The organism is Microtetraspora sp. NBRC 16547 (assembly GCF_030268965.1).
In the GTDB taxonomy this organism is placed as follows: domain Bacteria; phylum Actinomycetota; class Actinomycetes; order Streptosporangiales; family Streptosporangiaceae; genus Microtetraspora.
The window spans coordinates 40031-66596 of sequence record NZ_BSSE01000006.1 but is presented as its reverse complement, the minus strand read 5'-3'; the positions used below and the strand labels follow the sequence as shown (position 1 = coordinate 66596).

Below are 26566 nucleotides of genomic sequence, written 5' to 3'. Positions count from 1 at the left end.
GGCCGGAATGGGGTATTGATCAAGGTGAGCGTGTGGCATGAGTGCTCCATCCGGACCCGCTTGACCATGGTGGCGAGCGCGGTCATGGCGCTGCTCTGCACGGCCGTCGCGGTGCTCGTCCTGGTCGTGGCACAGCAAGCCGCCGCCGAGCACCGGACCAAGCAACTCGTCGCCCACGCTATGAACGTCGTCAAGCAGATACGCCACAGCGGCGCGGCCCCCCACCTGGCGCCGGGCAGGTACAACGCATCGATGCAGGTGTTCAACCCGGTAGGAACGATGGTCGGCACCACCCCGGACATGGCGGGCAAGCCATCGATGACGAACCTGCAACCCGATGTCGACGGTTACGCGACCGAGAGACGGTGCGGCGGACCCGTGTTCCCCGACCAGTGCAAGATCGCGGTCGAGTATCCCTTCCACCGGGCCAACAGTGTCTGGCGGCTCAACATGGCCGTTGCCGATGTCCCCTGGTACGTGGGCCCTCGGCTGCTGGTCCCGCTCGCCGCCGGCTGGCTCCTGCTGGTCGGCGCGACCGCGGTGGGCACCCGCCGGATCGTCGGCAAGACCCTCGCGCCGGTCAGCGCGATCAGCGGCAAACTCGCCCAGATCACCGCGAGCGATCTGGGACACCGGGTTCCGGTACCGAAGTACCGCGACGAACTGCGGGATCTGGCCGAGACCGCGAACAGGACCCTGGACCGCGCCCAGTCCGCGGTCGAGCAGCATCTCCGCTTCGCCTCCGACGCCTCCCACGACCTGCGCAGCCCGCTGACCGCCATGCGCGCACAGGTCGAGGAAGGGCTCATGTACCCCGAAGAGACGAACTGGCCCCAGACGGCGGGGCTCTCCTGGACAGCGTTGAACACCTGCAGGACCTGGTCACCGACCTGCTGCAGATCGCCCGGCTGGACGCCGGGATCTGCGGCTGCCTCGCCCCCGTCAACCTGACCGACCTCGTGCCGTGCGAGCTGGACCGGCGGCCGCGCAGGGTCGCGGTGCTCCGCCACCTCGCCCCCGGCGTGGTGATCAACGGGGAGCGGATCGGCCTGACCCGATTGCTGAACAACCTGCTGGACAACGCCGAACGCCACGCCGACACCACCATCACGGTCACCCTCACGCTCCAGGCGGGCACTGCGGTGCTGGAGGTGTGCGACGACGGCGAGGGCGTCGCCCCCGACCAAAGGGAGATCGTCTTCCAGCGGTTCGCCCGCCTGGAGGCCTCCCGCCAAAGAGACGCCGGCGGCACCGGCCTGGGCCTGCCGATCGCCCGGCAGATCGCCGAAACCCACGGCGGCACCCTCACCCTCGAAGACAGCCCCCGCGGCGCCCGGTTCGTGCTACGCGTCCCCGCCCAGACCGCGCCGCCCCCAAACCACGCTCACCTGCCAGCAGAAGCGTGACATTCGGCGCGCACCGGCAAGGCGCCGAACCGCCGGGAATCGCGGCGGGGCAGTAGGGGCGGTGGGAAGAGATCAGGCCCCGTCGCCTGCGTGCCGCAGGATCTCGAAGGCGTCACGATGGACACCAGGTAACCAACCGAGAGTTCTGCGGCGAGTTCGATTCAAGCCAACGATCAAGGCCGCCGGCACCCTCTAGCCTGACACCGAAATGCCATTCAGGATCAACAAAGACGGGCCAATTATCCTCAAATACGAATTCAATGCATTGCACGATAGCCTGGCTTGCATCCGAAGATTCATCCTCGACATATCTGACCTGCGTACACCTGAACGATTCGTACGCGTCCGCGAAGAAGAGATGAGAGTAGGATGCCACCGCGAACTGCTCCTCTTCGCGCAGAATTTCGTCGGGGACAGCCATTTCATCGACCACACTCAGCTTGAGCTGACTGTAGTTCTGGACGGAATCCATCCTGACCATTGCGTTCTCAAGCGCGAAATACGCTGTGACCGTCCATGGATGGAAACTCGGCGGCTCGTCGTCATGATCGATATATCCGGGGACGAGCACGTCAGTCGTACGCATCTCCCCGAAGAGGGCCAATATGGAGTTTATATTTCCCAACCCGTTCATGCTGTTCACTTTCCGGCGGCCTTGGTAATAATGATGCCCTTATCCTTGCCTACCCCCGACGATAAAACCGTGCGGCTATGGGACGTCACCACCCACCGCCCAACCGGCACCCCACTCACCGGCCACACCGATTACGTGAACGCCTTGGCCCTCAGCCCCGACGGCCACGCCCTCGCCACAGCCAGCAACGACCAGACGGTGCGGTTGTGGAGCACCCCGCCTTCTGCCGATCGTGATCTATTTTCTTCCGCATGCAGGGTGGCAGGCCGATCCCTTACTCCGCAGGAGTGGCGCGACTATGGCTTGCCCGAGCCATTCCAGACGGTCTGCGCACCAGTGCTTACACGCTGAACGCGTTGAACCCATGGCTGCCACTTTCGGGCTTCCTGCTCGAAGATCTCAAGCTTCATTTCAAGGGTTAACGCCCATCCAGGTCAGAGGCGCTCCGCATTGGCCAGCGCGGCGGTTCCGACCAGAGCCAAGGTCGCCTCGGGGGTGATGGGGTGGAACGAGCCTCCGCGGACGTCCCGATATGCCCGTTCCAACGAGGAGCTCCGGAAGAAGGCCGCACCTCCCACGACATCGAGAGCGAGGTCGACGATGGCCTTCGCCTCACACACGGCGTGCCGCTTGGCCACCATCAGCGTGATCAAGGTCGGCTCGTCCGCCGGCGGGTCGTCACCGACTTCCTCGACAGCGGCGATCAGCGCCCACCAGGCCACCCGCAGGCGGGCGGCTATCTCCCCCAGCTGACGTACCGCCGCCGGAGCAGGGTCTCCGGCACGCGCGCCGAGGACGCGGAGCGCCTCGTCGTACGCCCCCTGAGCAATGCCCAGATAGACCGCGCTCACGACGGGCGCGAAGTGAATGGCGGCGACCAGCAGCGGCCCCGCGAGCTTCCCGTACGGCCGGCGACCGAGGATCTTGTCGGCCGGGACGAACACGTCGTCGAACACCAGGTCATGGCTGGCAGTGCCACGCATCCCGAGGGTGTCCCAGGTCTCGACCAGCGACACGCCGGGGCTGGACAGCGGTACCCCCGCGTGCAGCACCTCGGCGTCGGGTCCGGGTTCCCCGAGCACTGCCGAGGTCGAGATGACAGTCGCGACCGGCGCCTGTGAGCAGAACGTCTTCCGTCCGGTGAACCGGAACCCACCGTCGACCTCGACGGCCGTCGTCGTTGGGCACACCCAGTCCGATCCGCCGCTGGTAGCCATGATCAGCCCGTCCGTGGCAACTCGGCGCAGCGCGCCCTCGGCGTCCGGCGCGCCTCGACGGTGCCGCCAGCACTGGACCAGAGTCATGTAAAGGTGCATGGCCGCGGCCAGCGCGGCCGACCCGGCATGCCGGGCGAGCTCGCCCTCAGCCAGCACGACTTGACGCAGTGCGGCCCCCAGGCCGCCGAACTCCGTGGGTACGGCCAGCCGCAGGTAACCGTAATCCTTCATCGCCTGGTAGCCCTCGGCGACGAAGGTAGCGTGCAGGTCGTGTTCCGCCTCGCTCGGCGCGCACCTCAGGCCGACCTTGGCGGCCAGCGCGACGACGTCGGCGTCGTGCTCGGTCGGGTTCACTGTAAGAGTCATGGCTCGACGTTAAAAACGCCAGGCACCCGCCTCTAGTACTAGATGTGTACCACCTGGTGATTTCGTCTCGGGGTTACCCTGACGGCGTGGGATCCTCGTATGGACAATTCTGCCCTGTTGCAAAGGCGATGGAGCTGCTCGACGAGCGCTGGACGCTGCTCATCATCCGGGAACTGGTCACCGGAAGCCGGTACTTCAACGAGCTGCGCCGCGGGGTGCCGAGGATGTCCCCCTCCCTGCTGTCCAGGCGACTAAACCGGCTGGAGCGCGCGGGCGTCCTGGAGCGCCGTCCCGACGGCAACCGGGTGCGGTACCAGCTCACTGCGGCCGGGCATGAGCTGCAGCCGGTGGTCGAAGCACTGGGCGCTTGGGGCATCCGCTGGATCCCGGAGCTGGGTGACGAGGACCTCGACCCGCAATTGCTGCTGTGGGACATGCACCGCAACGTCGACCACGACGTCATCCCTGAACAGCGCACGGTGGTGCAGTTCAGCTTCACCGATGTGGCAGCGCACACCCGCGACTGGTGGCTGGTTATCACCCGCGGCGACGTCGACGTATGCGACGACGATCCCGGCTATCCGCTGACGGTGAAGGTGATCGTGGGCCTGCGGCGGATGACCGAGATCTGGCGTGGCGATCTCACCTGGTCCGACGCCCTCCGCTCCGGGGCTGTCGAGGTACACGGCCCGGAGGCGCTACGTCGCGCCGTGCCCCGGTGGTTCAGGCTGTCCACATTCGCCCAGGTCCCTCGCCCGCACCGCGTGAGCTGATCGACACGGGGAGGGGTGGCGCTCTCATCATCGAGGGACGGGCGGGGCCGGCCTGCGCACAGTCCCAACTGCGCACCGCGCTACACGAAACCCCACGACCTCAATCGCGGTCTTCACCTCGGGGGCATGGCATTCGCCGCACAGAACCTGTGCGATCACATGATGCGATCCGCACCGGCCCACCCAACACTTTCCACTGGTCTCCATGCCAGGGTTCGGGACGAAGAGGCCGTGGGTTCAAATCCCGCCATCCCGACCCGATAGATGCAGGTTAAGGGCCTGATTGCTGAAGACAGCGATCAGGCCCTTGATCGTTCGTTAGCGTGGCGTTAGTGGTTTGAACCCGATCACACGGGCGTTAACAACCCCAAGCAGCCCTACGGATGACCCGACTTGGTGTCCGATTGAACCTCGGACGTCAGACTCCTCCGTAGGTCACCAGCAGACGGGCACCCAAGCACCTCGTTCAGCACCCAGCGATGAGCCTTTCCGCGTAACGGATCATGACGGATTGTGATCTTCGGTCAGGTATCTGCCGTGTTCGAGGCGGAGGATGACGTGCGCGGCTGCCACGATCGCGCCGATCCGCCACGGGCCGCGGCTGACCCGCCGCAGCGCCTTGAAGGTCGTTTTAAGCAGCGAGTTCGCGCGTTCGGCGACGGCATGCACACCGCGGATGACCTGGTTGTACGCCTTCTGCTCGGTGAGTTCGGCGTTCTTGGGCTTCTTGACCGGGGTGCGGATGGCCGGGCTGAGGTTCTCATAGCCCAGGTCGGTCAGCGTGAGCAGGCCGTCTCGGTGGCGGCCTGCTCCAGCGCGCGTATGGCCGGTGCCGAGGACGCGCCCGTCGTTGACGACCACGCCGACGAAGGGGATCCCGCCTCGGGCGACGCGCCCGCGGCTGATGCGGACGGCGTCCTGGACGTGTACGGCCAACTGGTAGTGGGGGATCGTGGAGACGCGCAACGTGCGCTCCCGGCTCAGACCGCGGTCAGGCGGAGCAGGATGGCGCCGCCGATGATGCAAGCGAAGGAGATCAGCCGCGCGGCGGTGATCCGTTCCTTGAAGAGGATCGCGCCGAGCACGACCGTTCCGACGCCGCCGATGCCGGTCCAGATGGTGTAGCCGACGCTGACGTCCAGTTGGCGGAGGGCGAGCGAGAGCATGTAGATGCCGCCCGCCGCAGCGAGCAGCGTGAGGACGGACGGCACCAGGCGGGTGAAGCCCTTGGTGGCGTTGGTGCCGAGGGCGAAGGCGATTTCGAAGAGGATGGCGACGCCGAGGTAGACCCAGGTCATGACGGTGAACTTTCTGCGCGGGATGGCTGAGCCGAGGCAGGTGGGAAGGTCAGGCGACCGCGGCCTTCTTGGCCGCGACGTTGTCGGAGATTCGGAGGCCGAGAACGCCGCCGATGATGAGGATGAAAGCGACGACCTTCCAGACGGTCATGGGCTCGTCGTAGATGATCGTGCCGAAGACGACCGTTCCGACAGCGCCGATGCCGGACCAGACGGTGTAACCGACGCCCACGTCAATCGTCTTGAGTGCCTGAGACAGGGTGAAGATGCCGCACGAGGCCGCGGCGGCGGTCAGCAGGGACGGCCACAGCTGGGTGAATCCGTCGGTGGCATTGGTGCTGAGCGCGAACGTGATCTCGAACAGGGACGAGAAGAGCAGCCAGGCCCAGCCTTTGGACGTCGAGTTGGACGTCGAGTTGGACGTTGAGTCGGACGTCGAGTCGGCAGGCGTCGGGTTGGCGGACATGAAGAGCCTCCAAAGATTGCTTGTACATGCATATAAATAGCCATGCTTCGCCTCGAGCTGAGAAGGGGTGGCGAGCAAGAGCTTGCATGTACATGTATCTTGTTGTCAAGCGCACCGACTGCGGGAGGACTACTCGAACCATGGCGCAGACAAACTTGAGCGCTGACGCCCCGTCCGCCTCCTCCGACCAGGCCGTCTGGAGCAAGGTTCTGGCCCTGCACGCACGGGTGGAACGCAGGCTGACCCAGAGCCTCCAGCGCGCACACGGCATCGGACTCTCCGAATACCGCGCGCTGGCGGACCTTGCCCAGGCCGACGACGGCGAACTGCGTATGCAAGAGCTGGCCGACCGAATCGGGCTCAACCAGAGCTCGGTGACCCGCCTGGTCGGTCGGCTCGACGCGGTCGGCTTCGCGTACCGAGACGTCTGCCTTGCCGACGGGAGAGGTGTCTACGCAGTCATCACCGGCGAGGGCCGCGAGCGCTACAACGCAGCACGCGGCACCTACGCCGAGGCGCTCGCCTCCGAGTTCGACGCCACAGGCGCCGACCCCCAGCTCGCCGGCATCGTCCAGGCGCTGCGCAACGCACTGTGACGCCGGCTATCTCGACGGCGATGCCGCCCAATGGATCGAGACGTTAGCCTCCGGCCCCTTCCTTGCCACGGCCCTGTTGTTCCTGGTGACGGCGGAAGTACCCGCCTGACTTGAGGTCTTCGGCAGCCGGTGCGCCTCGCAGTGAACGCGCCTTCCGCCGCCATCGACGCCGGAAGGTGATGGATCCGCCGGTGGCGGGTGAGGGGCGCGCCGCCGGGTCGAGGCCCCTGACCAGACGGCGCGTCGGATGCCTGTGGTCAGCGGATCTGCCCCTCGATCTCGACCATGAACTGGGCGAACTCGTTCAGGCGCGCCCCGTCTCAGGCCCGACCGCCGATCAGCGCCGTACGACGCTGGTCGCAGCCCTCGGATCAGCCGATCTCGGCCAGATGGATGGACGGCTCAGGATGCCGGGCGCGGGTCGCGTGACGCGGGGCCGCAGGTCACCTCGGCCGCGGCTGGCGGGCACGGCATGGTCCAGTCGGGTGTCGTCACCAGCACGTCGACGCCGGGCGGCACGCTCAGGGTGTAGTCGGTGCGGCAGTCGGGGTCCGTCCGCCCCAGGTCCCTCGGACAGCTCACCTCGGCGCGCAGCGTCTTCCCGTGCTCCCAGGTCTCGCTCATCGAGGGCGGCCCGCCGCGCCAGGTGGTCTCCCGCTTGACGGAGAGGCGTCCGGGGACGCCAGGAGCGACCCGCACGCCGACCGTTCCCCGCACGTCCACGATGATCTGGGGCGTGGTGACGGCGTACGTCATGGTCCTCGTCTCGGTCCCCTTCTGATCGAGGACCGACGACTGGTAGGAGCCGGGGAAGGAGAAGTCGTAGCTGTGGGGAACGCGGATCTCCGACCACGCCGCCAACGCCATCGCCACCACCGCGGACACGGTCAGCGCCGCGCCGGCGGCGATCCACCTGGTCCGCACCGCTCTTCGCATCATGTCGCCTCTCAGATCTTCAGGAATCGCAGTACGGCCAGCACCCGCCGGTGATCCTTCTCGGCGCCGGAGAGCCCGAGCTTGGCGAAGATGTTGTTGATGTGCTTGCCGACCGCGCTCTCGGAGACCACGAGGGCCTCGGCGATGCCGGCGTTGGACCGCCCCTCCGCGATCAGCGCGAGCACCTCGTACTCCCTGCGGGTCAGCAGGTCCAGCGGATCGCTGTGCCGGCGCAGCAGCAGCTGGGCGACCACCTCGGGATCCAGCGCCGTGCCGCCCGCGGCGACCCGCCGCAGCGAGTCCAGAAACTCGGCGACGTCGGCCACCCGATCCTTGAGCAGATATCCGATGCCGGACGTCGCCATCGACAACAACCGGGTCGCGTAGCGTTCCTCGACGTACTGCGAGAGCACGAGGATCGGCAGCTCCGGCTGCCGGTGCCGCAGCAGCAGCGCCGCGCGCAGGCCCTCGTCGGTGTGCGACGGCGGCATCCGCACATCGGTGACGACGAGCTCGGGCTCGTGTTCGTCGACCGCCCGCAGCAGCCCTTCGGCGTCGGCCACCGCGGCCACGACCTCGATGCCGGCGGACCCGAGGACCCAGACCAGGCCCTCCCGGAGGAGGATGGAGTCCTCGGCGAGTACTACGCGCACGGCAGTTCCACCTCTATCGTCGTCGGACCGCCGCTCGGGCTCTCGATGCGCAGGGTCCCGTCCACCGATCCGGTCCGCTGCGCGAGGCCGCTCAGGCCCGACCCCTTGGAGGGGTCGGCGCCCCCACGGCCGTCGTCGCGTATGACGAGGCGGAGCACATCGCCGTCGCGGCGCACGGAGACCTCGGCCCCGGAGGCCCGCGCGTGCTTGGCGATGTTGGTGAGTGCTTCGGAGACGACGAAGAACGCCACCGCCTCGATCACGGGAGAGGCGCGTTCCGGCACGTCGACGCTGAGCCGTACGGGGAAGGGGGCGCGCGCCGCGAGGCCGGACAACGCCGCGTCCAGGCCCTGGTCGTTGAGCACGGCCGGGTGCAACCCCTGCACGACGTCGCGCAGTTCCTTCAACGCCTGCTTGGCCTCCTCGTGCGAGCGCACGATCACCTGGCGAGCGGGCTCGGGCAGGTCGGTGAAGGCGGTGCGGGCCATGCCGAGGTTGAGGGCGAGCGACACGAGCCGCTGCTGCGTGCCGTCGTGCAGGTCGCGTTCGATCCGGCGGCGTTCCGCGTCGGCGGCCTCGACCACCTCGGCCCGGCTCTCCCGCAGCGTCTCCACCCGCCTGACCAGCTCGTCCTTCACGCTGGGACCGAGCAGCGCCCGCGCCGCGACCGTGTCGAGCGCGCTGATCCCTTGAAGCAGCCAGGGCACCACCACGAACAGCGCGAGCGCGCCCGCTGCGGGCAGGGCGGTGGTCCAGCCGCCTCCTGCCATCAGGAGTTGCACGGTGATGATGGCTGCGACCAGGCACGCCGACCACGCCACGACCCCGCCGAGGAAGCCCACCGCGCCGATCAGCGGCCCGATCGCCAGGTGATAGGCGATCTGCCGCCACAGCCTGCCCGATCGCGCCTGCAGGAAAAGTCGTCTGAGCGGGCTCTCGTCCCGAGGGAGACGCGGTAGCGGGGGGATGCCCTGGTCGAGGAAGGCGGCAAACCGGGAGCGCTGCAGCCAGGTGAGCAGCGGAACGATCCGGGTGAGGATCAGCAGCGCGACCAAGGGGACGACGACCGTCCACACCAGGACGATCGACAGCGCGACCAGCCCCAAGATCGCTGCCATCGAGATGAGCGCGATCGGGACGCCCGCCGTCACGTGGATGGTACGGAGCCAGGTCCGCGTCGACCAGTGGCCGCGGATCCGGTCCCAGGGAGTGGTCATGCGTCAACCGTAGAGAGCGGTACGGCTCGACGACATGACCAGGACATCCCAGAAAAAGGTGAGGCAAACCACACCTTGGGGCCGCTCATGGTCTTGTGGCATCGCGACTGCGGCCGCGATATCCCGGGCCGGGGTTCCCTATGGGACTGGGCGCTCCCGCTGGCCGGCGCTATGGGCCTCGTGCTCCCGACCACCCGGCGAGCAGCCGGGATCTGCCTGGCGCTGCTGTTCATGCTCATGCTTCCGGCCAACATCCACGCTGCGCTGGCGGGGGTAGTTGCCCGGCGAGATGGACACTCGCCGGGTAATCACCCTTGATCGTTCGCCGGGCGAGATAGTGCGAGGCGCTGTCGAGGCAAATGTGCTGGCTCGCCGATATTCGGATGCGTCCGTGGGACTCGCGGCGGACAATGAATCGGTGGGTGACCTGGACTTCTTTGCCGATCTGATGATCACCGGCACAGTGCTGGGCGTTGACCACACCAGCGAACTGGCAGACGTCGAGGAGGTGCTCGGGCGCGACCACACGTTCGAGGCGCCGTCGGGGATGATTTCCGACTTCGGTCTGGTCGAGTTCGGCTGGTGGCGGGACCGCCCACAGGACAAGTGGGCGGTCATCTACTTCGGAGCCCAGACCCACCGGCTGCCCTGGCTTACCAGTGGTGACGAGGTCGAGGCCGCCCTCGTGGACCGCTATGGCGGTTTCCGGCCTCGGCTCGACTTCGGTGAACTGCACGATGCCGTACAGGCGCGCGGGTTCACGCTGCAGGAGCGCCCCTCCTACAACGAGGGCTGTGTCGATTACTGGGAGCCCACATCGAAGATGGGGCTCATCGCGGTGTCGGACCCTGACGAGTGGGATGAACCGCCCGGAACGGTGCTCAAGATGCTCGGGCCAGGAGGCCGGTATGCGTGGCGGTCCTTCCAAGGACGTGAGCAGGCATTCAGGGGCTACGCCGACCACGTGCTGACCCTGTCCGAACCCGAACTGGTCACCTGGCTGGACAAGCGCGAACCCAAGGAACCCCAGAGAACGGATTGGTGGGCCTGTCTTCGAAGCGTGGTCGCACAGCGTACTGGAGGAACTCCCGCAGAGAACGCACGATGGCGGCGACTCCGCATCGTCCTCGACCACCATGCGGCAGAACGAGGTGTCGACGCCGCGGACGAGGCAGCCGTGAACTTGATCATTGCACTCGCCGAGGTCCGGGACTTAAGCGTGGCGGACAAGTTACCGACGATGGATGCGGCGGTAGAGCGTTGGCTTGCGGCGACGACGACCCTGACAAATGGCGCACGCCTTTGCACCGATCGGCCTCTCGATCCAGCCGACGTTCGGTTATCCCGCCGCCTGCGCAACCAGATTCACGCCATCCAGCCCTGCCTACGCTCTATCTCCTCCACAGTCCTGGCAGATGAACTCCGGGCCTGGATCGAAGTCAAGCGCTCGTTGCTTGGGCTGCCTGTCTCGCACGCCGCGGTGTGACCGGTACCAGTCACGTGAGCCTAGCGATCCGACTGAGTGACAACGGCCACGGACGAGGCCTCCTCCTGGCCGAAGGTGATCACCATGTACCTGCCATTGGCATAGCTGACCACAGGCCGCTGCAGCATGTCACCCACCCTGCGAGCGACCCTCTGGAACAGCTCCACCAGCTCCGGGGTGTCGGCGCTCACCCTGAACCGACCACTGGCGGCGAGGTGCTCGGCGACGAGGGGAACGAAGCCCGCTTCGGCCCGGACCTTCTCCTCTGCGCCGAGAGGGGTCCGCTGGGGCGCGGGCGGCGTGCCGAGAGGGTGGGTCACCGCTGGTCTCCTTATGATCGCCGTCCGTCTAGCATGCCATCCGCGCCTCCCCTCTGTGCCGATATCGAGCGGTTGGTGACCACTGGGGAGTAGCTGCGTCGATGTCGGCAACACGAAGCAGGCCTCGCGCGGCGAAACCAAGGCCAACTGCGCCTCGCCTTCCTTTGGCATCTATGCCGGCGTGAGCATCAGAACGGCATGCGAGAAGTCCGATTTCACCAGACGCAACCGGACTTTGTTGATGCGGCCTGGCATGTCCGTGGTCAGCGACATTTCTCCCTCATCACGACAGCGCCCGTTGGTGCAGGACCCTTGGACACTGGTGTTCTCCCCTTCGACGTCCAACCCGCCCGATGTGCCTTCGATTCGCAGTCTGACCTCTTCGGTACTCACGGAATTGACGGTGATCGCATCGACACCGAATCGACTGTTGATCTTCAGCCGGTCACCCGGCCGGACCTCTACTTCGCAGTCCGCGTCGGCACACGCCGCAAGGTTGGTCCTCTTGGATGCCACAGGCCGACTCGGGGAGACCTGAGATGGGCTGGGAAATGCCTGGGATGGGGCGGGGGACGCAGGGGATGGGATGGGGGTCAACGGGAGGCCACTCGATACGGTGCCGACATGCTGCGTCGGCGCTCTGCCGGAGTCGCAACCGGCGAGGAGCACGGCCACCCCAATGGCGACGAAGCCGACGCGGCCGACAGGGTTGGACGGGACAAGTCTGTTCCGCATGGCTTCCTTTCGGAATTCGCAAAGCGAAATCCGCTCACGCGAGGATCGATGACCATTCGACAGCCGGCGCCTTGACCGCGCCACCCGGAGTCGTCGCCTGAGCGAATCTCCGCACCGGACGCATTCTTTCTCATCTCAGCGCCGAACGCATTCTCCCCCGCATGCGGCGGCCACGTCGGATGCGAATCCCAGCGATCCGATATCAACATTTTCCCGATAAAGCACACTTTTCATCCGCGATGCCGAGACGTGTTGGCCCCAGTGTCCAGCGAGGCGAATTCTGGTTGACCGACCGAGGGGCGACGGTCGTGAACAGAACCGAACGATGGTCGTCATGCAATGGGGGTGCGGAGTTCGGCCAAGCCCTCCGCCTGCGTACGGATGGGCGCGTAGCCCAGCTCCGCGCGGGCCTTGGTTATATCGATGGTGCACTCCAGCCCGGTCAGCCACAGTGACATGTAGTCCAGCGGGGGCGTGCCCCTCAACCACACCCTTTCCAGGACGCTCGTGATCCGCGAAGCCACGCCGTAGGGGATGGAGCGGGCAGGCGGCGTGAGGTTCTGCGTGGCGAGCAGGTCAGTCAAAAACTCCCGGAAAACGAGAGGCGAGCCGTCAGTGACAAAGTAGGCCTCGCCTGAGCGGCCCTTTTCCGCGCCACGGACCAGGCCCTCAACGACGTTGTCGACGTGCGTCGTCTCAGTGAGCCGCGAGCCGTGGTCGATCCACGCGAACTTCCCGCTTCGCACCGCTGCCATGAACTGGGGCAGCGCCGTGGTGTCTCCCGGACCCCAGACAAGACACGGCCTGATGACGATGCCTCCGGCATCACGGACGAGTTGCTCCGCCATCGCCTTGGTCGCCGCGTACGGCGAACGCGAATCGGGTCGTAAGGGCGCGGTTTCGTCGACGTTGATGAGCGGGTCGCCTGCGCGGAGAGCCGCTTCTGTTCCGACGTGGATGAAGCGACTGACACCGGCCTTTCTTGTTGCTTCCAGGACATTACGGGTGCCCTCGACATTGGCGCGGATGAAGGCCTGCCGGTCAGCCGTTCCTGGGGTTTGCGCAGCGGCGTGAAAGGCCCAGTCACAGCCCTCCGCCGCGCTGCCCAGATCATCGAGATCCCCCCGCACAGGGCGCGCTCCGAGTGTGGTCACCTTCCGCGCGGCCAGATCGCTGCGAGCGAGCGCCTTGACCGAGTGCCCCTCGCTGACCAGGCGGGAAATGAGGCGGCCTCCGATGAAGCCAGAGCCGCCGGTGACGAAGACCGTTGCCATGCCGGGTCTCCTAACTAAGTATGACGGTCGGTATATATATGACGTTCGCTATAGTACACACATGGCACGAGCGAAGTCCGACTCACGGGTCAAGATTGTTGAGAGCGCGCGGGCTCTCCTGTGCCGGCAGGGATACCACGGGACCGGCCTCGCGCAGATCCTCGAGAAGAGCGGTGCACCCCGGGGGTCGACCTACTTCCTCTTCCCTGGCGGCAAGGAGGAGATCGCAGTCGAAGCGGTGCACGCCGCCACCCGGGACGCGATCGAGTTGATCAGACAGACGCGGCGCGACAGCCGTACGGCAGCGGAATGGATCAGCCGCATGTCCGAACATTTCGCTGCCCATCTGGAGAGGTCGGGGTTCTCGGAGGGACTCCCGGTCACCACTGTCACTCTGGATTCCGTGCCGGCCTCACATGCCCTGTCGAAAGCATGCCGAGAGGCGTACGAGTCGTGGGTGGACGAGCTTGAACAGGGCCTTGTCTCCTACGGCGTCGAGCCCGCGAACGCGAAAGGGCTGGCGACACTGGCACTCGCGACGCTGGAGGGCGGGATGGTGCTGGCAAGGGCATGCCAGTCAGTGGAACCGCTAGAGCTCCTCAAGCAACACATCGTGACCTTGCTGCCCTGTGTCGACGACGCGTGAAAACTGGATCTGGCCCACATCTCGTGATCGTTACGACCCCTCCGGACGGAGTCTCTCTGCGCCGGCGCAGGTGCCGGTCGGGGCCGGGCAGATCGCGACCCCGCCGGTGCTGGTCATGGTCTTGGGCTACTCGCGCTGGCTGATGGCGTGCATGCTGCCCTCCCGGGCGGGCGGGGACCTGTTCGCCGGGATGTGTGCACTGCTGGCCGGGCTGGGCGGGACGCCCGTCTGGCCGATGCCTACGCCGTGGGCCGGCTGCAGGAGGAGCTGGTCAAGCTCGCCCGTATCCCCGTCCCTATCGTGGACGAGGTGGGCTATATCCCGTTCGAGCCCGAGGCTGCCAACGTGTTCTTCCAGCTGGTGTCCAGTCGCTATGAACGCGCCTCGCTGATCGTCACCTCCAACAAGCCGTTCGGCAAAGCGCACATGTTCGCGCGAACCTGTGCAAGGTGGTCCCGAAAGGTCACGGGTTCAGTGACGCGGGCGCCACTTCGTCTAGCCTCGCGCACGGGCGTACGGCCACTGGGCCCCTCGTGGGTGCGCCCGCGCGGGGTCCGCTCCTGGTCGGTCAGGGTCGTACGTAGCGCCGGAACATGATTCCTGAGGCGAAGGAACGGTGCTCGACCAGGCGCAGACGCAGTGCTTCTCTCACGGGCAGGTACGGCTTGCCGCCCCCGACGATCACGGGGAGTGCGTACACCCAGAACTCGTCGATCAGGTCCAGCAGGGAGACGGCTAGCTCGGGGCCGCCGAGCTGGAGGGTGCCGTCGATCTCCTGCTTGAGGCGCGTCACCACGGACACGGCGTCCTTACGACGGACGATCGTGACCCCTTCGGGGACGGTCTGGAGGGTGTCGGAGAAGACGTACCGCGGCGTCTCCTTGTAGAACTGGGCGAACTCCCGCTCGACGGCCGGGGCGCCTTCCTTGCCGAGGTCCTGCGTCCAGGGCTTTTCCATCGCCTCATACAGCCGCCGCCCGAACAGGAACGCCGCGGTCCGGCGAACATGGTCGTTCGCCGCCTCCTGAAAGTCCTCGGCCGGGTCCATAAAGTTCATGCCACCGTCAGGATCCTCGATGTAGCCGTCGATCGAGGTGTTCATCCAGTAGATGACCTTGCCCATAAGCTCCTCCTTGGTCGTAGAGGTCGTCCGGAGTGGAGACCCGATGGAGCGCCGGAACTCATCGCAGGCAGGGCGACCAAACGGCGCTTTTCTGGATGGACCGGGGCGTTGGGGTACCGGACGGCCAGGCCGCTCAGTACGGATTTCAGGCCGAGGTGAAGCGGCCTTCCAGGACGTCGGTGTCGTGGCCGGTGAAGCCCGCGTGAGCGAGGACGGTGATTGACACGGTAGTGATCAACGTCACCAGTGCCGGGGCCAACACGCGGCCCGCAAGCGGAGATCGCATCATGATCCTATTTCGTTCTGATCGAGTAGGCGGCCCTCATGGACATGGTCGGCGAGATAGATCATGACGCCCTCGGGGTCCACCCCGAAGGTCGCCGCGACGAGTTTGGGGTCGATGGTGTTGACCAGGTCGACCAGGCGGGTGGAGCGGAGCATCCGGGGCAGGACGCCGCAGGCGTCCAGGACGTGGCTGGCATAGGCGGTGGCGGCCGGCCTTGGTGCCCTTGGTGACCATCACGTGCGGGTTGCTGGTGCGCTGAGTTTCGCGATGAGCCAGGCACCGCTGCGTCACCTCCAGCGCCGCCGCCTGCTCGGGCGCCAGCCAGAGCCCCACCTGCACCACCAGCTTCACATCGAACACGCTATCGGTTGGTTCATGTCGCCGTGATGGAAACCGAAACCAGACATCCGCCAAGGTCGCGGTGTGGTCTACAGCCTCCACGCGCATTCGGTCTTCCCTGCCACGTACCGGCGTGGTGTGTTCCGTTGACCACCACATCAGGCTCGATGGCCAGGCTGACCTGAACCTCCGGGCGGGGACGCGGACGCAGGGACTCCTCCGCGGCCACTTGCCCGAGGTCGACCTCGTCGTTCCGGGGAGGTTCGCCCGCGTCCAACCGTGTTCGTGAGGATCAGCAGCGCGGCCAGGATCCGCGTGGTGGCTCTACCCCACAGCGGCCTGCCCCGGCGGGCGGTGAGTTCGCACGTCCATCACGGCAACGGATGTGCCACCCGAGGACATCCGCATCGGCGCAATCCCGAACGTGAGCCCGAACGTGAGCCCGAGTCCCCGAGCGGGAACGCGAGGGGCCCCTGTTACCACTCCGGTCAGGCCGCGCGGTCCCGGCGGAAGACCCCGATGAGAACGCGCAGCACCAGGATTGAGCTGATGACGAGCAGATTGAACCCGATGAGCTCGTACAGACTGATGACTCCCGGAATCACCCGGGGACCGCCGTCCGTCCCCAACAGGACGACGCCCATGAGCCCGGCTGTGGCTCCCAGCACCGTGAGCAGTACCTGATGCAGCAACCCGGTGATGAACCGCCGATCCCGCTCGTCCGCCAACAGGCGTACGTTCATGGAGAAGCGGCCGTGCTCGGCCGCGCTGGCGATCCGCTCGATACGCCGGGGCAGCCGCCGCAGCATCGGCAGCAATGTGGCGATCTCATGGGTGACCGCGTCCTTCACCGACGTGGTGTCGAGCTGTTCGGCCAGGTAGTCGCCGGCGAACGTACGCGCCTCGTCGATGAGGTTGAAGCCGGGCGCGAGAGTGACGAGGGTGCCTTCGAGCGTGGCCAGCGCCCGAAAGACGGCCGCGACCTCGGGCGGGATGGACAGACCGTACTCGGTGACGATCCTGAACAGGTCGGTGAACATCAGCATGCTCCCCGTACCCGGAGCCAGATGTCTGGCCATGAACTGGCCCATCGCCCGTTCCAGCGCCGCGTCGTCGATCTCTTCCGGCCTGGGGACGACATCCAAGAGCGCGTCGGTGACACCGAGCGGGTCCTGGCGGTTCATCGCGATCAGGAAGCGCTGCAGTGCGGCGCGTACGGAAGCGTCGAGACGGCCGACGGAGCCGAAGTCGAGGAGGCCGAGCGTGCCGTCGGTGAGCAGCATGATGTTGCCGGGATGCGGGTCGGCGTGGAAGACGCCTTCGAGCAGGATCTGCCGCAGCAGGCAGTCGAGCAGCGTACGAGCCAGTTCGGGGCCCTGCTCACGGGTGGCGCCGGACAGCGGGCCGCCGGTCAGGCGCTGCATGACGAGGACGCGTTCCGTGCACAGCTCGGCGTACGGGGACGGATAGGTGACGGTGCCACCGCCGGAGTCGGCGACGGCGACGGCGGCCATGTTCCCGGATTCGATCCTGAAGTCCAGCTCTTCCCGGATGGCGACGGCGAAGCCTTCGGCCAGGTCGCGCAGGCCGAGCGCGCGGCCCCAGCGGGTTCTCGTCTCCAGGGTGTGGGCGAGCCTGGCGACGATGTCGAGGTCCTGGGCGACGACGACACGGATGGCGGGGCGCTGGACCTTGACCACGACGCTCTCACCGGTGTGCAGGCGGGCGGTGTATGCCTGGGCGATGGAGGCGGCGGCCAACGGGCGGCGGGTGAACTCGGCGAAGATCTCGTCCACGGGGCCGCCGAGTTCGGCGACGAGGACCTGCTCGATCTGTTCCCACGGCGCGGGCGCGACGTGGTCCTGCAGTTTGCCGAGCTCGTCGACGAATTCGGCGGGCAGCAGGTCCCGGCGCGTGGACAGCACCTGGCCGAGCTTCACGAACGTGACGCCTCCGTCTTCGAGGGCGCCGCGCAGTGCCCGCGCGAGCCGTACCCTGCCGCTCCGGTCGTCGAGACGGGCACCGCGCCCCCGCAGGTACGGCCCGAGGCCGTGCCGGAACGCAATGCGGGTGATCTGGGAGTAACGGCGGGCCCTGGAGATCCGGCCGCGCAGCGAGCGGGCGAACTCGATCGGTCCGGGGATGGATCCCGGCGGCACGAGCGCCTCGGCGACCACCAGGATGACCATGGGAATCAGCACGACGCACATGACCGCGAGAACCATCACCCATAGCGGGCCGATCCCGGGGTCGTCTTTCTCTGCGGTGCTCGCGAACGACATCATGACGGGCGACAGCAGCGGCCCGGCCAGGGAGAACGCCATGAAAGCGGCCAGAGCGGTGCGGATGGCGCCGAACCTGACGCCAAGGAGTCGTCTGGCCGCGACAGCCAGCGCGATGATCATCACGAGGATGCCGAACGAGAGGGTCAGGGTGAGGGGGATGTCCATAAAGGCCTCGGAGGAAGGGGGCATGGGTGTTCTCGATCAAGTTTTGGACCGGCTTTCGATCCTGCCACGCTCTCTCGCGGGCCTCGCCGTACGGCTTCCGCGCACGGCCGCACCGCTCCTCACAGCCGGCGGCGAAGCCGAACGCGCGCTCGCGCTATCGACCGCTCCCACCGGCGACACCGGACGGCCCTCAGGATTATGCGCCGGACCGAAATGGTGACCAGGGGTCGTAGGTCCGGAACCGGCGGCGCGAGGCCGCGCATTTGCTGGGGTCCCTTCCCGCCTCTGTGCCCGCGAGAGCATTCCATCTCTTACGCATTGTGATAGTCATGTCACGACATGCGACCGGTAATGTGCCGGGGCCCCCCTCGGTCAATTCACGGCAATGGGAGATGGTCATGCTGGTCTGCATACTCGCCGTGGCCTCGGCGATCGGCACGGTGGCCCTGGCCGCCTCCCTCTTCCGGAAGCTCGGCCGGGGCACTGACGACCGGGATCCAGGCGGTCCGTCCACCGGCCACGCGGGAGCGATGCTGTCGGCGCTGTTCCTGCTGGTGTTCGCCATCGCGATCATCGTGCCGTGGACGACGGCCGACGCCGCCCGCCAGAACACGTACGCCGAGGGCGAGGCGGCGGTGCAGACCTACTGGGCCTCCACGGCGCTGCCCGCTCCGGCCGCTTCGGCCGTGCAGGCGCAGCTACGCGGCTACCTCGGCTTCGTGCTCGACAAGGAATGGCCGCTCATGGCGGACGGGCGGCTCAGCCTCGAAGGCTCGGCCCTGCTCAATGGGCTGCGCTCCCAGGTCACGGGCCTCAGCGTGACCGGCGACGAGGCGCGGGACGCCAAGAGCGCGGTCCTGGACGCGCTCGCGAACCTGTCGGCCGCCCGGCATCAGCGGGCGGCGGACGCCAGGACCACACCTCCCGCGGGCGTCATGGCTCTGACGATCCTGACCGGTGTCGTTGTCATCGTCTTCCCGTTCCTGGCGGGCGCGCGGCCCCGCGGCATGGCCATCGTGCCGCTGGTGACGATGGCGGCGCTGCTCGGTGTCGGCACGTACCTGGCCTGGGACATCTCGCACGTGTTCAGCGGAGGGCTGGCGGTCAAGCCGGAAGCGCTGCGCGCGGCGGCCCAGGAGATCCAGCGGATCCCCCAGATCCCGGAGACGCCGGAGAAGCCGGAAAAGTCAGGAAAACGTCCGACGACCGAGATCCCGCAGACGCCCCGGGCCGCGCTGACCCCTCAGGGCCGATGAGGGGGCGGCACGGCCGGGCGGGCGTCCGCAACGCGACCGGAGCGACGGCGAACGCCCTGGCGGCGTCGGCGGTGGCGGCCTCCGTGCTCGCGGGCTCCGCGTTCGTCGGATCGGCCGTCCTCGCCGACCCCGCGTCCGCGGCCGACACCCGCCTGCACGCGGACGTGGGCGGGGCCGATGTCGGGCTCTCCACCGATGCCGACACGGGAGTCGAGGCCTCCGCCCAGGCCAGGGCCGACGTGGGCGCGGCCGATGTCGGACTCTCCGCCCGCGCCGGAGCACACCTGGGAGCGGCCGACCCCGGCGCGGACGGACCGGCGCTCGGGGTGGAGCTGGGGATCTGCGTCGAGCTGCACACCGTGATCGAGCTGGGGCTGGGGATCGGGATAGGGACCTCTCCCTGCGGCTGCGGCTCCCAGTGCTCCACGCCCCAGCCGCCGCCCCCGACACCGGCACCGCCACCGGAACCGGCGCCAGAGCCGACGCCGCCTGAGCCACCGCAGGAAACGCCGCCCGAGACGCCGCCACCGCCTCCGCCGACGCCGCCGGTCGTGCCGCCCTCGCCGACGGAGACACCGGATCCGCCTCCCCCGCCTCCCGTGCGGGCCACTCCGCGTCCGGAGCAGCCGAGGCCGCCCGCGCGCCCCGTGGTGAGACACCGCCCGCCGCCCTCGCCGGTGGTGACCGTCCAGCGGAAGCGGGCCCGCCAAGCCGCCGGGCATCCCAGCCGGCGCCGGAACCCGCTCGGCACGATCCTCGTCATGGTCGTGCTCGCCACGGTGATCGCCTCCGCCGCGGGGCTGGCGTTCGCCGGAGCCCGGTAAGCGGCACCCCGACCGGCCCACACCCGCTTCGCGCCTTCATGCGCCAGGTCACCACCTGGTATTCGGAGATGGCGCGGATGGCCTGGGTCGCGTCCGTGGATCTTCTTGGCCTGCAGCGGAACGGCGATGACCGGCCAGCACGCCTGCATGGCCACCGGAGCGGCGTCGATGGGGAGCAGGTAGGCGAAGGCCAGTCGCGCGAGCGCGTTGAGCAGGCTCGCGACGCCCCGGACGGGCCCGGTGCAGGCTTTTCGTGGCTGGCCCACTGACGACCTTGCCGGGGCCAGGACGCCTTCACCCGAGCCTGCCGGGCGGTCGGGCAGCGTTCCGTGAACTCGTTTCCTGACTCGTGTGAAAGACGGGCGACACTACTTCCTTTGGAAGGCCCGACCACATGCCCCTCAGTACGACCCTGTCTGACGCCGCCCTGATCGAACGGTCGTGGCGAGATCCCGAGGATTTCGCCTTGCTGTTCGACAGGCACGCAGGACACATCCACCGTTATGTGGCCCGCCGGCTCGGCGACGACACGGTCGACGACGTCGTCTCCGAGACGTTCCTCGCCGCGTTCAGGCAGCGCCGCGACTACGACACCGCCCGTCCGGAGGCCCTCCCGTGGTTGTACGGCATCACAACCAACTTCATCCGCCGGCATCAGCGCGCCGAGCTACACCGCTATAAGGCGTACTCGAAAATAAGCGTGCTTCCCGACGCCGACGACGCCGCGGAACAAGCTCTTGAGCGGGCGAGCGCGCATGCCGTACGCCGCCCTCTCGCCCGGGCGCTCGCCTCACTGAAGGTCCGCGACCGCGACGTCCTCTTACTCGTGGCCTGGGCCGACCTCACCTACGAGGAGGTCGCCGACGCCCTGTCCATCCCGATCGGAACAGTCCGTTCCCGCCTCAACCGCGCGCGGGCCATCGTCCGCAACGCCCTCGGCAGCACCGACCCCACGATGGAGCAGGCCTCATGAACGAACTGACCGACCTGACCGAACTCCGCGACCTGTTCGCCGACAAGCCGCACCCCACGGCGGACCGCCTCGCCCCCGCCCGTACCGCCCTGCTGGCCGAAGCCCGCACGAAGCGGCGGCCCCGGGCCCGGGCGATCGGCCTGCGGCGTCTGATGCTCGCAGGCAGCCTGGTCGCGGCGATGACCGTAGGAGTGATCACCGTTCAGACGTTCAACCCCTCCGCGCCCGCGAGCGCCGCCGAGGTCCTGAGGCTGGCGGCCGAGGCCGCGACCGCGACCGCCACCCCGTGGCCGGAACCCCGCGACGACCAGTACTTCCACTATGAGTGGATCGCGAAGACGCGCGCCGAGAACGGGGTTCGCAACGTCGGTCCGCGCCACATAAATGGCGAGGTCTGGGAGTCCGTCGACGGCTCCCGCCCAGGACTCCTCTGGCACAAGCCGTCGAAGTCCATCCCCCAGGACCGCAACGAGTACAAGGAACTCCTGACCCGGTGCCCCGGCCGCGCCTACGTCTACGTGAGCTACGCCGACCTCCGTGGGTGGCCGGCCGACCAGGAGCAGCTCCGGCACAAGCTGGCCGAACGCGGTAGCGAGATGTTCCCCAACGCGGACGCCGCGACCCAGACCTGGCACGCCGTCGTCAGCCTCCTCGGCACGCCGGTCCCGCCCAAGCTGCAGGCGGCCATCTTCGAGATCGCCGCGACCCTGCCGGGCATCGAGATGGAAGAGCTCAAGGACGCCACTGGCAAATCGGGCATCGCCGTGACCCGGGTGGACCACCGGGGCCACGAATCCCTCATCTTCGACAAGACGTCCTACGTCTTCCTGGGCGGCCAGGAGCTCGCGCCGGGGCTAGGGCGTGAACTCTGGTCCATAACCCGTCTGCGGATCACCGACGTACTCCCGGCCTGGTCCACGTCCCTGAAGCGGACAAGCTGCCTCTGAGCCTGCGCTCACCGGACGACAGGTGGGCCGCACCGGCCCGCCTGCCTGCCATGATCCAGCAGCCGGGGACTCGCGTCACGCGAGACGGCATATCGAATCAGGCTTCGCCATCCAGGCGAATCCCGCAGATTGCTCACAATCCGCTACGCGCCCTAGCTAGTCCGCGAGTTCCTTGCGCATCCGCACGACGAAGCGGCCGTCCAGCTCGTCGCGGCCGGTCTCCGCGTAGCCGAGCGACGCGTACAGGGCGATGTTCGGCGTCATCTTGACGTTCGTGATGAGGCGCAGCGCGGGGAGCCCGAGCCGCCGCGCCTCCTCCTCGGCGAAGGCCAGCAGGCTCCGGCCGACTCCCCTGCCCTGCCGGTCGGGCCGAACGGCGACGTTGTCGACGAGCAGCACGCCGTCCTCCGGGATCAGCACGATGAGCCCCTCGATCCCGTCGGGCGCGTCCCGCACGTGCACCCGCCCCTCGGCGACGAGGGCCTCGTAGTCCGCCTCCATCGGCATCGGCGGCCTGCCGATGACCTCCGCCCACGGCTGGTAGGCGTCGAGGACCAACCGTCTGACGGCCGCCACGTCCGCGGCCTGAGCCTTACGCATCCGTCGATCATGCCACCCCGTCCAGAGGCGGACAGGTTGCACCAATCACCGCGAAACGCTCAGCGCGCTCCGGTACCGCGTGCTCTACTGCTCTTGGCCGACCCCGGCCGCACCGGTCGGCCGCAGGAGGGACAGCCGATGGACGAACCACAGGACGAGCGCCCACAGCCGCGGCTCGCCAAGGCGGGGCGGGCGATGGCCCTGGCCACGCTCGTCTCCCGGGTGACCGGGTTCGGCCGCACCCTCGCCCTGGTCGCGGCGCTCGGCCTCGGATCACGCCTCCTCGACGCGCACACCATGGCCAACACCCTGCCCAACTCCATCTACGACCTGGTGCTGGGCGGCGCGCTCGCCGGCGTCCTGGTCCCCCTTCTCGTACGGCACACCGACGAGGTGTTCGCGCAGCGGCTGCTCTCGCTGATCGTCTACGGCCTGGGCGTCACAGTCGCGGTCACGATGCTGTTCGCGCCGCAGATCGTGGACCTGTGCGCGCCCGGGTTCACTCCTGACCAGCGGCGGCTGGCGATCACTTTCACCCGGTTCTTCCTGCCGCAGGTGCTCTTCTACGGCGCCGGCACGGCTCTGGCCGCCGTACTTAACGCCCGCGGCCGCATGGCCGCCCCGATGTGGGCGCCGGTGGCCAACAACCTCGTGGTCATCGCCACCGCGATCGCGTACCTCGCCATCGGGGGCGGCCACCGCATCGAGGAGTTGACCTCGGCGCAGACGCTCCTGCTGTGCATCGGCACCAGCGCGGGCGTGGCCGCACAGATGATCCTGCTCGCCTGGGCGGGCCGCCGAGCCGGGTTCCGGCTTCGGCTGCGGGCCGACCCCCGCGGCATCGGCCTCCGGCGAATCATGGGCATGGCCGGATGGGCGGTCGTCTCCGTCGCCGCGAGCCAGGCGGCGCTGCTGTTCGTCAACCGGCTCGCCTCGACTGCCGGCGCCGGAGCGGTCAGCGTCTACGCCAACGCCTACATGCTGTTCCAACTGCCGTACGCCATCATCACGGTGTCCCTCATCACGGGAGTGCTGCCCAGGATGAGCCGGGCCGCCGCACGACGCGACCTCGCCCAGGTCACCGCGGAACTCTCCCAGAGCCTGCGCCTGTCCGGCGTCGCGCTGCTCCCGATCGCCGCATTGCTGATCACTCTCGGCCCGTACATCACCACCGTGCTGTTCGCGCATGGGAACGCGACGCCGTCCGCCGTCGGGCTGACCGGCTCCGTCCTCTCGGCGTACGGGCTCGCGCTCGTGCCCTTCTGCGGCTACCAGATCATGATCCGCGGATTCTACGCACTGGAGGACACCCGCACCCCGGCGCTGATCGGCGTCCTCGTCTCCGCCGTCACGGCCGTCGCCGCCTGGGCGGCCGCGGCGCTCGCCCCAGATCCCGGCATGCTCGTCGGCCTCGCCGCCGGATACGCCCTCGCCAACACGATCGGCCTCGTCGTGGCGGCGCTCATCCTGAGGGCGCGGCTCGGACGCGTCGACGGCCACCGGCTGCTCTCCACCCACACACGGATGGTGATCGCCGCGGTCGGCGCAGGCCTCGCCGCCACCGCGGTCACCCGCGTCCTCGCCCCCACAATCGGACCGGGGTGGAGCGGCTCCCTGGTCGTCCTGCTCGTCGCGGGCGCCACGGGGACTGTGCTCTACCCCCTCGCCGGCCGGCTGCTCCGGATCAGCGAACTCCGTATTCTCCTCTCGGCTATCCGCCCAGGCGCCGCCTGATCTTCGTATGATCCGTCCCGTGCCGAACGGATTCGATCTCGCGGATGAACTCGCCGTCGCCGTACAGGGCCGGGACGGCGCTTTATCTAAAGAATTCGAGCCTCTCCGACCATGAGATTCGTGACATTCCATCAGATTCGCGCGGAGGGGACTGCCTGCTTCAGCCGGCGGGGGAATCCGCGCTCCCTCCCTTCGGATTTTGTCGGTGGCTGCCGATAGCGTGGTGTTCTCGTTACTGAACGTGGGAGGTGGGGGTGCGTAGGTCGTACAAGTTCCTGCTGCGCCCCACCGGCAAGCAGGCCGCGACGCTCGCGCAGTGCTTGGAAGATCACCGGGTGTTGTACAACGCGGCGTTGGAGCACCGCCGTACCGCCTACCACAAGGCGGGCGTGGCCGTGCGCTACGGCGACCAGTCCGGGGAGTTGAAGCACATCCGCTCCGATGACCCCGCCGGGCAGGGCCGGTGGTCGTTCTCCTCCCAGCAGGCCACGCTCCGCCGGTTGGAGAAGGCGTTCGCCGCGTTCTTCCGCCGCGTCAAGGCCGGGCAGAAGCCGGGGTTCCCCCGCTTCAAGGGGCGGGGCTGGTTCGACACTGTGGAGTGGCCGAAGGACGGTGACGGCTGCCGGTGGGACTCTCAACCGGAGCACCCCACCGCGACGTTCGTCCGCTTTCAAGGGGTCGGGCATGTCCGTGTGCATCAGCACCGCCCTGTGCTCGGCAGGGTGAAGACGATCGGTATCAAGCGGGAAGGCAACCGCTGGTACGTGATCCTGTCCTGCGATGACGTGCCCGCGCAAGCTCTGCCTGCGACCGGCGCGGTCGTCGGGCTGGATGTGGGCGTTGCGTCGCTGGTCACGACCAGCGACGGGGAACACCTGGCCAACCCGCGCCACCTGCAGGCGTCCGCCGGACGTCTTGCGGCGGCACAGCGGGATCTCGCCCGCAAGAAGCGGGGCTCCAAGCGGCGACGCAAGGCCGTGGCCCGTGTCGCGGTGGTGCATGCGAAGGTCCGCCGCCAGCGCCTGGATGGCGCGCACAAGGCCGCGCTCGCGTTGGTCCGTGACTACGGCGTGATCGTGCATGAGGATCTGCGGATCGCGAACATGACCCGCTCGGCCGCCGGCACGATCCAAGCCCCTGGTCGGAATGTCGCACAAAAGTCCGGGTTGAACCGGAGCATCTTGGACGCGGGTTGGGGGGTGTTCCTGACGGTCCTCGCGCACAAGGCTGAAAGCGCCGGTCGAGAGCTGATCGCGGTGAACCCCGCCAACACTTCTCGCACGTGCGCCCGCTGCGGGCACTGCGCGAAGGAGAACCGCGTCACCCAGGCCGAGTTCATCTGTATGGCGTGTGGGCATACCGCGCATGCCGACGTGAACGCGGCTGTCAACATCCTCAGGGCAGGGCTTGTCCTTCGCGACGCTGCGGAAGCGGCTTAGCGAGAAGCCGCTCCTTCAGGGAGCGGAGGAGTCACCGAATTTCTGGGATCTCACGCTGTTCCGATCGGACAGCATCCCGAGTCACTCGAGCACGGCCGTCCGCCTCGTTCCATGGCTCGCAGACCGGGCGCCCGATGAGGACTGGTTCCGACTTGAGATGCTGTCAGTGATGCTTTCGAGAAGTACCTGACCGAGAAGAACCGCCGCCGAGCGAACCAGGAGGCACCGTGTCCGAGGGACACCGCATCACCATCGAGCAGGGCACCCAGCATGTACGCGTCGAGCGTGACGGCGTGCTCCTCGCGGAGAGCCGCCGCCCGCTCCTCCTGCGCGAGACGGGAATGCCCGTCCGCTACTACCTTCCTCCGGAGGACGTCCGCACCGATCTCCTGACCCCGTCCGAGACCCACACGTACTGCCCCTTCAAGGGCGAGGCGTCCTACTGGTCGCGGCCGGACGCGACGGACCTGGTGTGGGCATATCCGGACCCGAAGCCCGATGTCGCCCAGATCCGGGACCACTTCTGCTTCTACGACGTCAAGGTGGTCGGCTGACGGCGAGCGGGTGGCAGG

The 26566-nt window shown here is 67.8% G+C and carries 32 protein-coding genes and 1 pseudogene; 17 read left to right on the top strand and 16 right to left on the bottom strand.

Annotation, left to right across the window (positions count from 1 at the left end; all coding sequences use genetic code 11):
* The first annotated feature begins 60 nt into the window (after positions 1 to 60).
* Both QSK17_RS11315 and QSK17_RS11310 read left to right on the top strand, forming a co-directional pair.
* The gene (locus tag QSK17_RS11315) at positions 61 to 951 is read left to right on the top strand and encodes a HAMP domain-containing protein (RefSeq protein WP_285704594.1); all 891 of its coding nucleotides are present in this window, start codon (positions 61 to 63) and stop codon (positions 949 to 951) included.
* 8 nt (positions 952 to 959) lie between these two features.
* Positions 960 to 1406, top strand: a complete 447-nt coding sequence (locus QSK17_RS11310) for an ATP-binding protein (protein ID WP_285704593.1) — start codon at positions 960 to 962, stop codon at positions 1404 to 1406.
* 112 nt (positions 1407 to 1518) lie between these two features.
* Here the strand turns inward: QSK17_RS11310 and QSK17_RS11305 are convergent, their stop codons facing one another.
* The gene (locus QSK17_RS11305; protein ID WP_285704821.1) at positions 1519 to 2040 is read right to left on the bottom strand and encodes a hypothetical protein; all 522 of its coding nucleotides are present in this window, start codon (positions 2038 to 2040) and stop codon (positions 1519 to 1521) included.
* On the opposite strand from QSK17_RS11305, the gene QSK17_RS11300 reads away from it, so the two are divergent.
* Entirely contained in the window at positions 1927 to 2391 is a 465-nt protein-coding gene (locus tag QSK17_RS11300; protein ID WP_352231792.1) for a WD40 repeat domain-containing protein, read from the top strand. The two genes, QSK17_RS11305 and QSK17_RS11300, sit on opposite strands and share 114 nt — an antisense overlap.
* Before the next feature lie 83 nt (positions 2392 to 2474).
* On the opposite strand, the gene QSK17_RS11295 is transcribed toward QSK17_RS11300, so the two are convergent.
* On the bottom strand, positions 2475 to 3623 hold the full coding sequence (locus QSK17_RS11295; protein WP_285704592.1) for an acyl-CoA dehydrogenase family protein: 1149 nt from the start codon (positions 3621 to 3623) through the stop codon (positions 2475 to 2477).
* An 86-nt stretch (positions 3624 to 3709) separates the two neighbouring features.
* Between QSK17_RS11295 and QSK17_RS11290 the strand changes: the two genes are divergently transcribed.
* Entirely contained in the window at positions 3710 to 4396 is a 687-nt protein-coding gene (locus QSK17_RS11290) for a winged helix-turn-helix transcriptional regulator (protein ID WP_285704591.1), read from the top strand.
* A gap of 501 nt (positions 4397 to 4897) precedes the next feature.
* On the opposite strand, the pseudogene QSK17_RS11285 reads toward QSK17_RS11290, so the two are convergent.
* From QSK17_RS11285 to QSK17_RS11275, 3 genes and pseudogenes are all read right to left on the bottom strand, one after another.
* Positions 4898 to 5179, bottom strand: a pseudogene (locus tag QSK17_RS11285) (transposase family protein); the annotation flags it as partial.
* Between the two features lie 197 nt (positions 5180 to 5376).
* Complete coding sequence (locus QSK17_RS11280) at positions 5377 to 5694, bottom strand: DMT family transporter (protein ID WP_285704590.1); 318 nt, start codon at positions 5692 to 5694, stop codon at positions 5377 to 5379.
* A 49-nt stretch (positions 5695 to 5743) separates the two neighbouring features.
* Positions 5744 to 6160 (bottom strand): DMT family transporter, encoded by a 417-nt coding sequence (locus QSK17_RS11275; RefSeq protein WP_285704589.1) that lies wholly within the window; start codon positions 6158 to 6160, stop codon positions 5744 to 5746.
* Positions 6161 to 6315: 155 nt separating this feature from the next.
* Here QSK17_RS11275 and QSK17_RS11270 point away from each other — a divergent pair, with 155 nt between their 5' ends.
* A complete protein-coding gene (locus QSK17_RS11270) occupies positions 6316 to 6756 on the top strand; it encodes a MarR family winged helix-turn-helix transcriptional regulator (RefSeq protein WP_285704588.1) in 441 nt (146 codons plus the stop codon).
* A gap of 402 nt (positions 6757 to 7158) precedes the next feature.
* Here the strand turns inward: QSK17_RS11270 and QSK17_RS11265 are convergent, their stop codons facing one another.
* From QSK17_RS11265 to QSK17_RS11255, 3 genes are read right to left on the bottom strand one after another with little or no spacing between them, the layout of a single operon-like run.
* A complete protein-coding gene (locus QSK17_RS11265; protein WP_285704587.1) occupies positions 7159 to 7680 on the bottom strand; it encodes a hypothetical protein in 522 nt (173 codons plus the stop codon).
* 23 nt (positions 7681 to 7703) lie between these two features.
* Positions 7704 to 8345 carry a response regulator gene (locus QSK17_RS11260; protein WP_285704586.1) on the bottom strand — a complete coding sequence of 214 codons (642 nt, stop codon included), beginning with the start codon at positions 8343 to 8345 and terminating at the stop codon, positions 7704 to 7706.
* Positions 8336 to 9562, bottom strand: coding sequence for a sensor histidine kinase (locus QSK17_RS11255; protein WP_285704585.1), 1227 nt, complete (start codon positions 9560 to 9562; stop codon positions 8336 to 8338). Before QSK17_RS11255 ends, QSK17_RS11260 begins: the two co-directional genes overlap by 10 nt.
* An 87-nt stretch (positions 9563 to 9649) precedes the next feature.
* Here QSK17_RS11255 and QSK17_RS36405 point away from each other — a divergent pair, with 87 nt between their 5' ends.
* Positions 9650 to 9880, top strand: coding sequence for a DoxX-related protein (locus QSK17_RS36405; protein WP_502889188.1), 231 nt, complete (start codon positions 9650 to 9652; stop codon positions 9878 to 9880).
* Between the two features lie 100 nt (positions 9881 to 9980).
* A complete protein-coding gene (locus tag QSK17_RS11250; RefSeq protein ID WP_285704584.1) occupies positions 9981 to 11048 on the top strand; it encodes a hypothetical protein in 1068 nt (355 codons plus the stop codon).
* Positions 11049 to 11068: 20 nt separating this feature from the next.
* Here the strand turns inward: QSK17_RS11250 and QSK17_RS11245 are convergent, their stop codons facing one another.
* From QSK17_RS11245 to QSK17_RS11235, 3 genes are all read right to left on the bottom strand, one after another.
* Positions 11069 to 11368: a hypothetical protein gene (locus QSK17_RS11245; RefSeq protein ID WP_285704583.1), complete on the bottom strand. Its 300-nt coding sequence runs from the start codon at positions 11366 to 11368 to the stop codon at positions 11069 to 11071.
* Positions 11369 to 11539: 171 nt separating this feature from the next.
* Positions 11540 to 11884 carry a hypothetical protein gene (locus QSK17_RS11240; protein WP_285704582.1) on the bottom strand — a complete coding sequence of 115 codons (345 nt, stop codon included), beginning with the start codon at positions 11882 to 11884 and terminating at the stop codon, positions 11540 to 11542.
* A gap of 551 nt (positions 11885 to 12435) precedes the next feature.
* Entirely contained in the window at positions 12436 to 13377 is a 942-nt protein-coding gene (locus QSK17_RS11235) for an NAD-dependent epimerase/dehydratase family protein (RefSeq protein WP_285704581.1), read from the bottom strand.
* Positions 13378 to 13438: 61 nt separating this feature from the next.
* On the opposite strand from QSK17_RS11235, the gene QSK17_RS11230 reads away from it, so the two are divergent.
* The gene (locus QSK17_RS11230) at positions 13439 to 14023 is read left to right on the top strand and encodes a TetR/AcrR family transcriptional regulator (protein ID WP_285704580.1); all 585 of its coding nucleotides are present in this window, start codon (positions 13439 to 13441) and stop codon (positions 14021 to 14023) included.
* A 147-nt stretch (positions 14024 to 14170) separates the two neighbouring features.
* Complete coding sequence (locus tag QSK17_RS36125; protein WP_352231786.1) at positions 14171 to 14620, top strand: ATP-binding protein; 450 nt, start codon at positions 14171 to 14173, stop codon at positions 14618 to 14620.
* On the opposite strand, the gene QSK17_RS11220 is transcribed toward QSK17_RS36125, so the two are convergent.
* The 4 genes from QSK17_RS11220 to QSK17_RS11205 all read right to left on the bottom strand — a co-directional run bounded on the left by QSK17_RS11220 (position 14592) and on the right by QSK17_RS11205 (position 18245).
* Positions 14592 to 15146: a dihydrofolate reductase family protein gene (locus QSK17_RS11220; protein WP_285704579.1), complete on the bottom strand. Its 555-nt coding sequence runs from the start codon at positions 15144 to 15146 to the stop codon at positions 14592 to 14594. The two genes, QSK17_RS36125 and QSK17_RS11220, sit on opposite strands and share 29 nt — an antisense overlap.
* 145 nt (positions 15147 to 15291) lie before the next feature.
* Entirely contained in the window at positions 15292 to 15432 is a 141-nt protein-coding gene (locus QSK17_RS11215; RefSeq protein ID WP_285704578.1) for a hypothetical protein, read from the bottom strand.
* The gene (locus QSK17_RS11210; RefSeq protein WP_285704577.1) at positions 15432 to 15587 is read right to left on the bottom strand and encodes a hypothetical protein; all 156 of its coding nucleotides are present in this window, start codon (positions 15585 to 15587) and stop codon (positions 15432 to 15434) included. Before QSK17_RS11210 ends, QSK17_RS11215 begins: the two co-directional genes overlap by 1 nt.
* A gap of 672 nt (positions 15588 to 16259) precedes the next feature.
* Positions 16260 to 18245, bottom strand: a complete 1986-nt coding sequence (locus QSK17_RS11205) for an ABC1 kinase family protein (RefSeq protein WP_285704576.1) — start codon at positions 18243 to 18245, stop codon at positions 16260 to 16262.
* A 374-nt stretch (positions 18246 to 18619) separates the two neighbouring features.
* Between QSK17_RS11205 and QSK17_RS11200 the strand changes: the two genes are divergently transcribed.
* The 5 genes from QSK17_RS11200 to QSK17_RS11180 all read left to right on the top strand — a co-directional run bounded on the left by QSK17_RS11200 (position 18620) and on the right by QSK17_RS11180 (position 22221).
* Complete coding sequence (locus QSK17_RS11200; RefSeq protein WP_285704575.1) at positions 18620 to 19477, top strand: bestrophin-like domain; 858 nt, start codon at positions 18620 to 18622, stop codon at positions 19475 to 19477.
* Positions 19474 to 20301 (top strand): hypothetical protein, encoded by an 828-nt coding sequence (locus QSK17_RS11195; RefSeq protein WP_285704574.1) that lies wholly within the window; start codon positions 19474 to 19476, stop codon positions 20299 to 20301. Before QSK17_RS11200 ends, QSK17_RS11195 begins: the two co-directional genes overlap by 4 nt.
* Positions 20302 to 20339: 38 nt before the next feature.
* The gene (locus QSK17_RS11190; protein ID WP_285704573.1) at positions 20340 to 20570 is read left to right on the top strand and encodes a hypothetical protein; all 231 of its coding nucleotides are present in this window, start codon (positions 20340 to 20342) and stop codon (positions 20568 to 20570) included.
* A gap of 125 nt (positions 20571 to 20695) precedes the next feature.
* Positions 20696 to 21274, top strand: coding sequence for an RNA polymerase sigma factor (locus tag QSK17_RS11185; protein ID WP_285704572.1), 579 nt, complete (start codon positions 20696 to 20698; stop codon positions 21272 to 21274).
* Complete coding sequence (locus QSK17_RS11180) at positions 21271 to 22221, top strand: CU044_5270 family protein (protein WP_285704571.1); 951 nt, start codon at positions 21271 to 21273, stop codon at positions 22219 to 22221. The genes QSK17_RS11185 and QSK17_RS11180 overlap by 4 nt, the downstream gene beginning before the upstream one ends.
* A gap of 156 nt (positions 22222 to 22377) precedes the next feature.
* Here the strand turns inward: QSK17_RS11180 and QSK17_RS11175 are convergent, their stop codons facing one another.
* Complete coding sequence (locus QSK17_RS11175) at positions 22378 to 22821, bottom strand: GNAT family N-acetyltransferase (RefSeq protein WP_285704570.1); 444 nt, start codon at positions 22819 to 22821, stop codon at positions 22378 to 22380.
* Between the two features lie 138 nt (positions 22822 to 22959).
* Here QSK17_RS11175 and murJ point away from each other — a divergent pair, with 138 nt between their 5' ends.
* The 3 genes from murJ (at position 22960) to QSK17_RS11160 (ending at position 26548) form a co-directional block, all read left to right on the top strand.
* The gene (gene murJ, locus QSK17_RS11170; RefSeq protein WP_285704569.1) at positions 22960 to 24555 is read left to right on the top strand and encodes a murein biosynthesis integral membrane protein MurJ; all 1596 of its coding nucleotides are present in this window, start codon (positions 22960 to 22962) and stop codon (positions 24553 to 24555) included.
* Positions 24556 to 24809: 254 nt separating this feature from the next.
* A complete protein-coding gene (locus tag QSK17_RS11165; protein ID WP_285704568.1) occupies positions 24810 to 25994 on the top strand; it encodes an RNA-guided endonuclease InsQ/TnpB family protein in 1185 nt (394 codons plus the stop codon).
* 227 nt (positions 25995 to 26221) lie between these two features.
* On the top strand, positions 26222 to 26548 hold the full coding sequence (locus QSK17_RS11160) for a DUF427 domain-containing protein (protein ID WP_285704567.1): 327 nt from the start codon (positions 26222 to 26224) through the stop codon (positions 26546 to 26548).
* Positions 26549 to 26566: the final 18 nt, after the last annotated feature.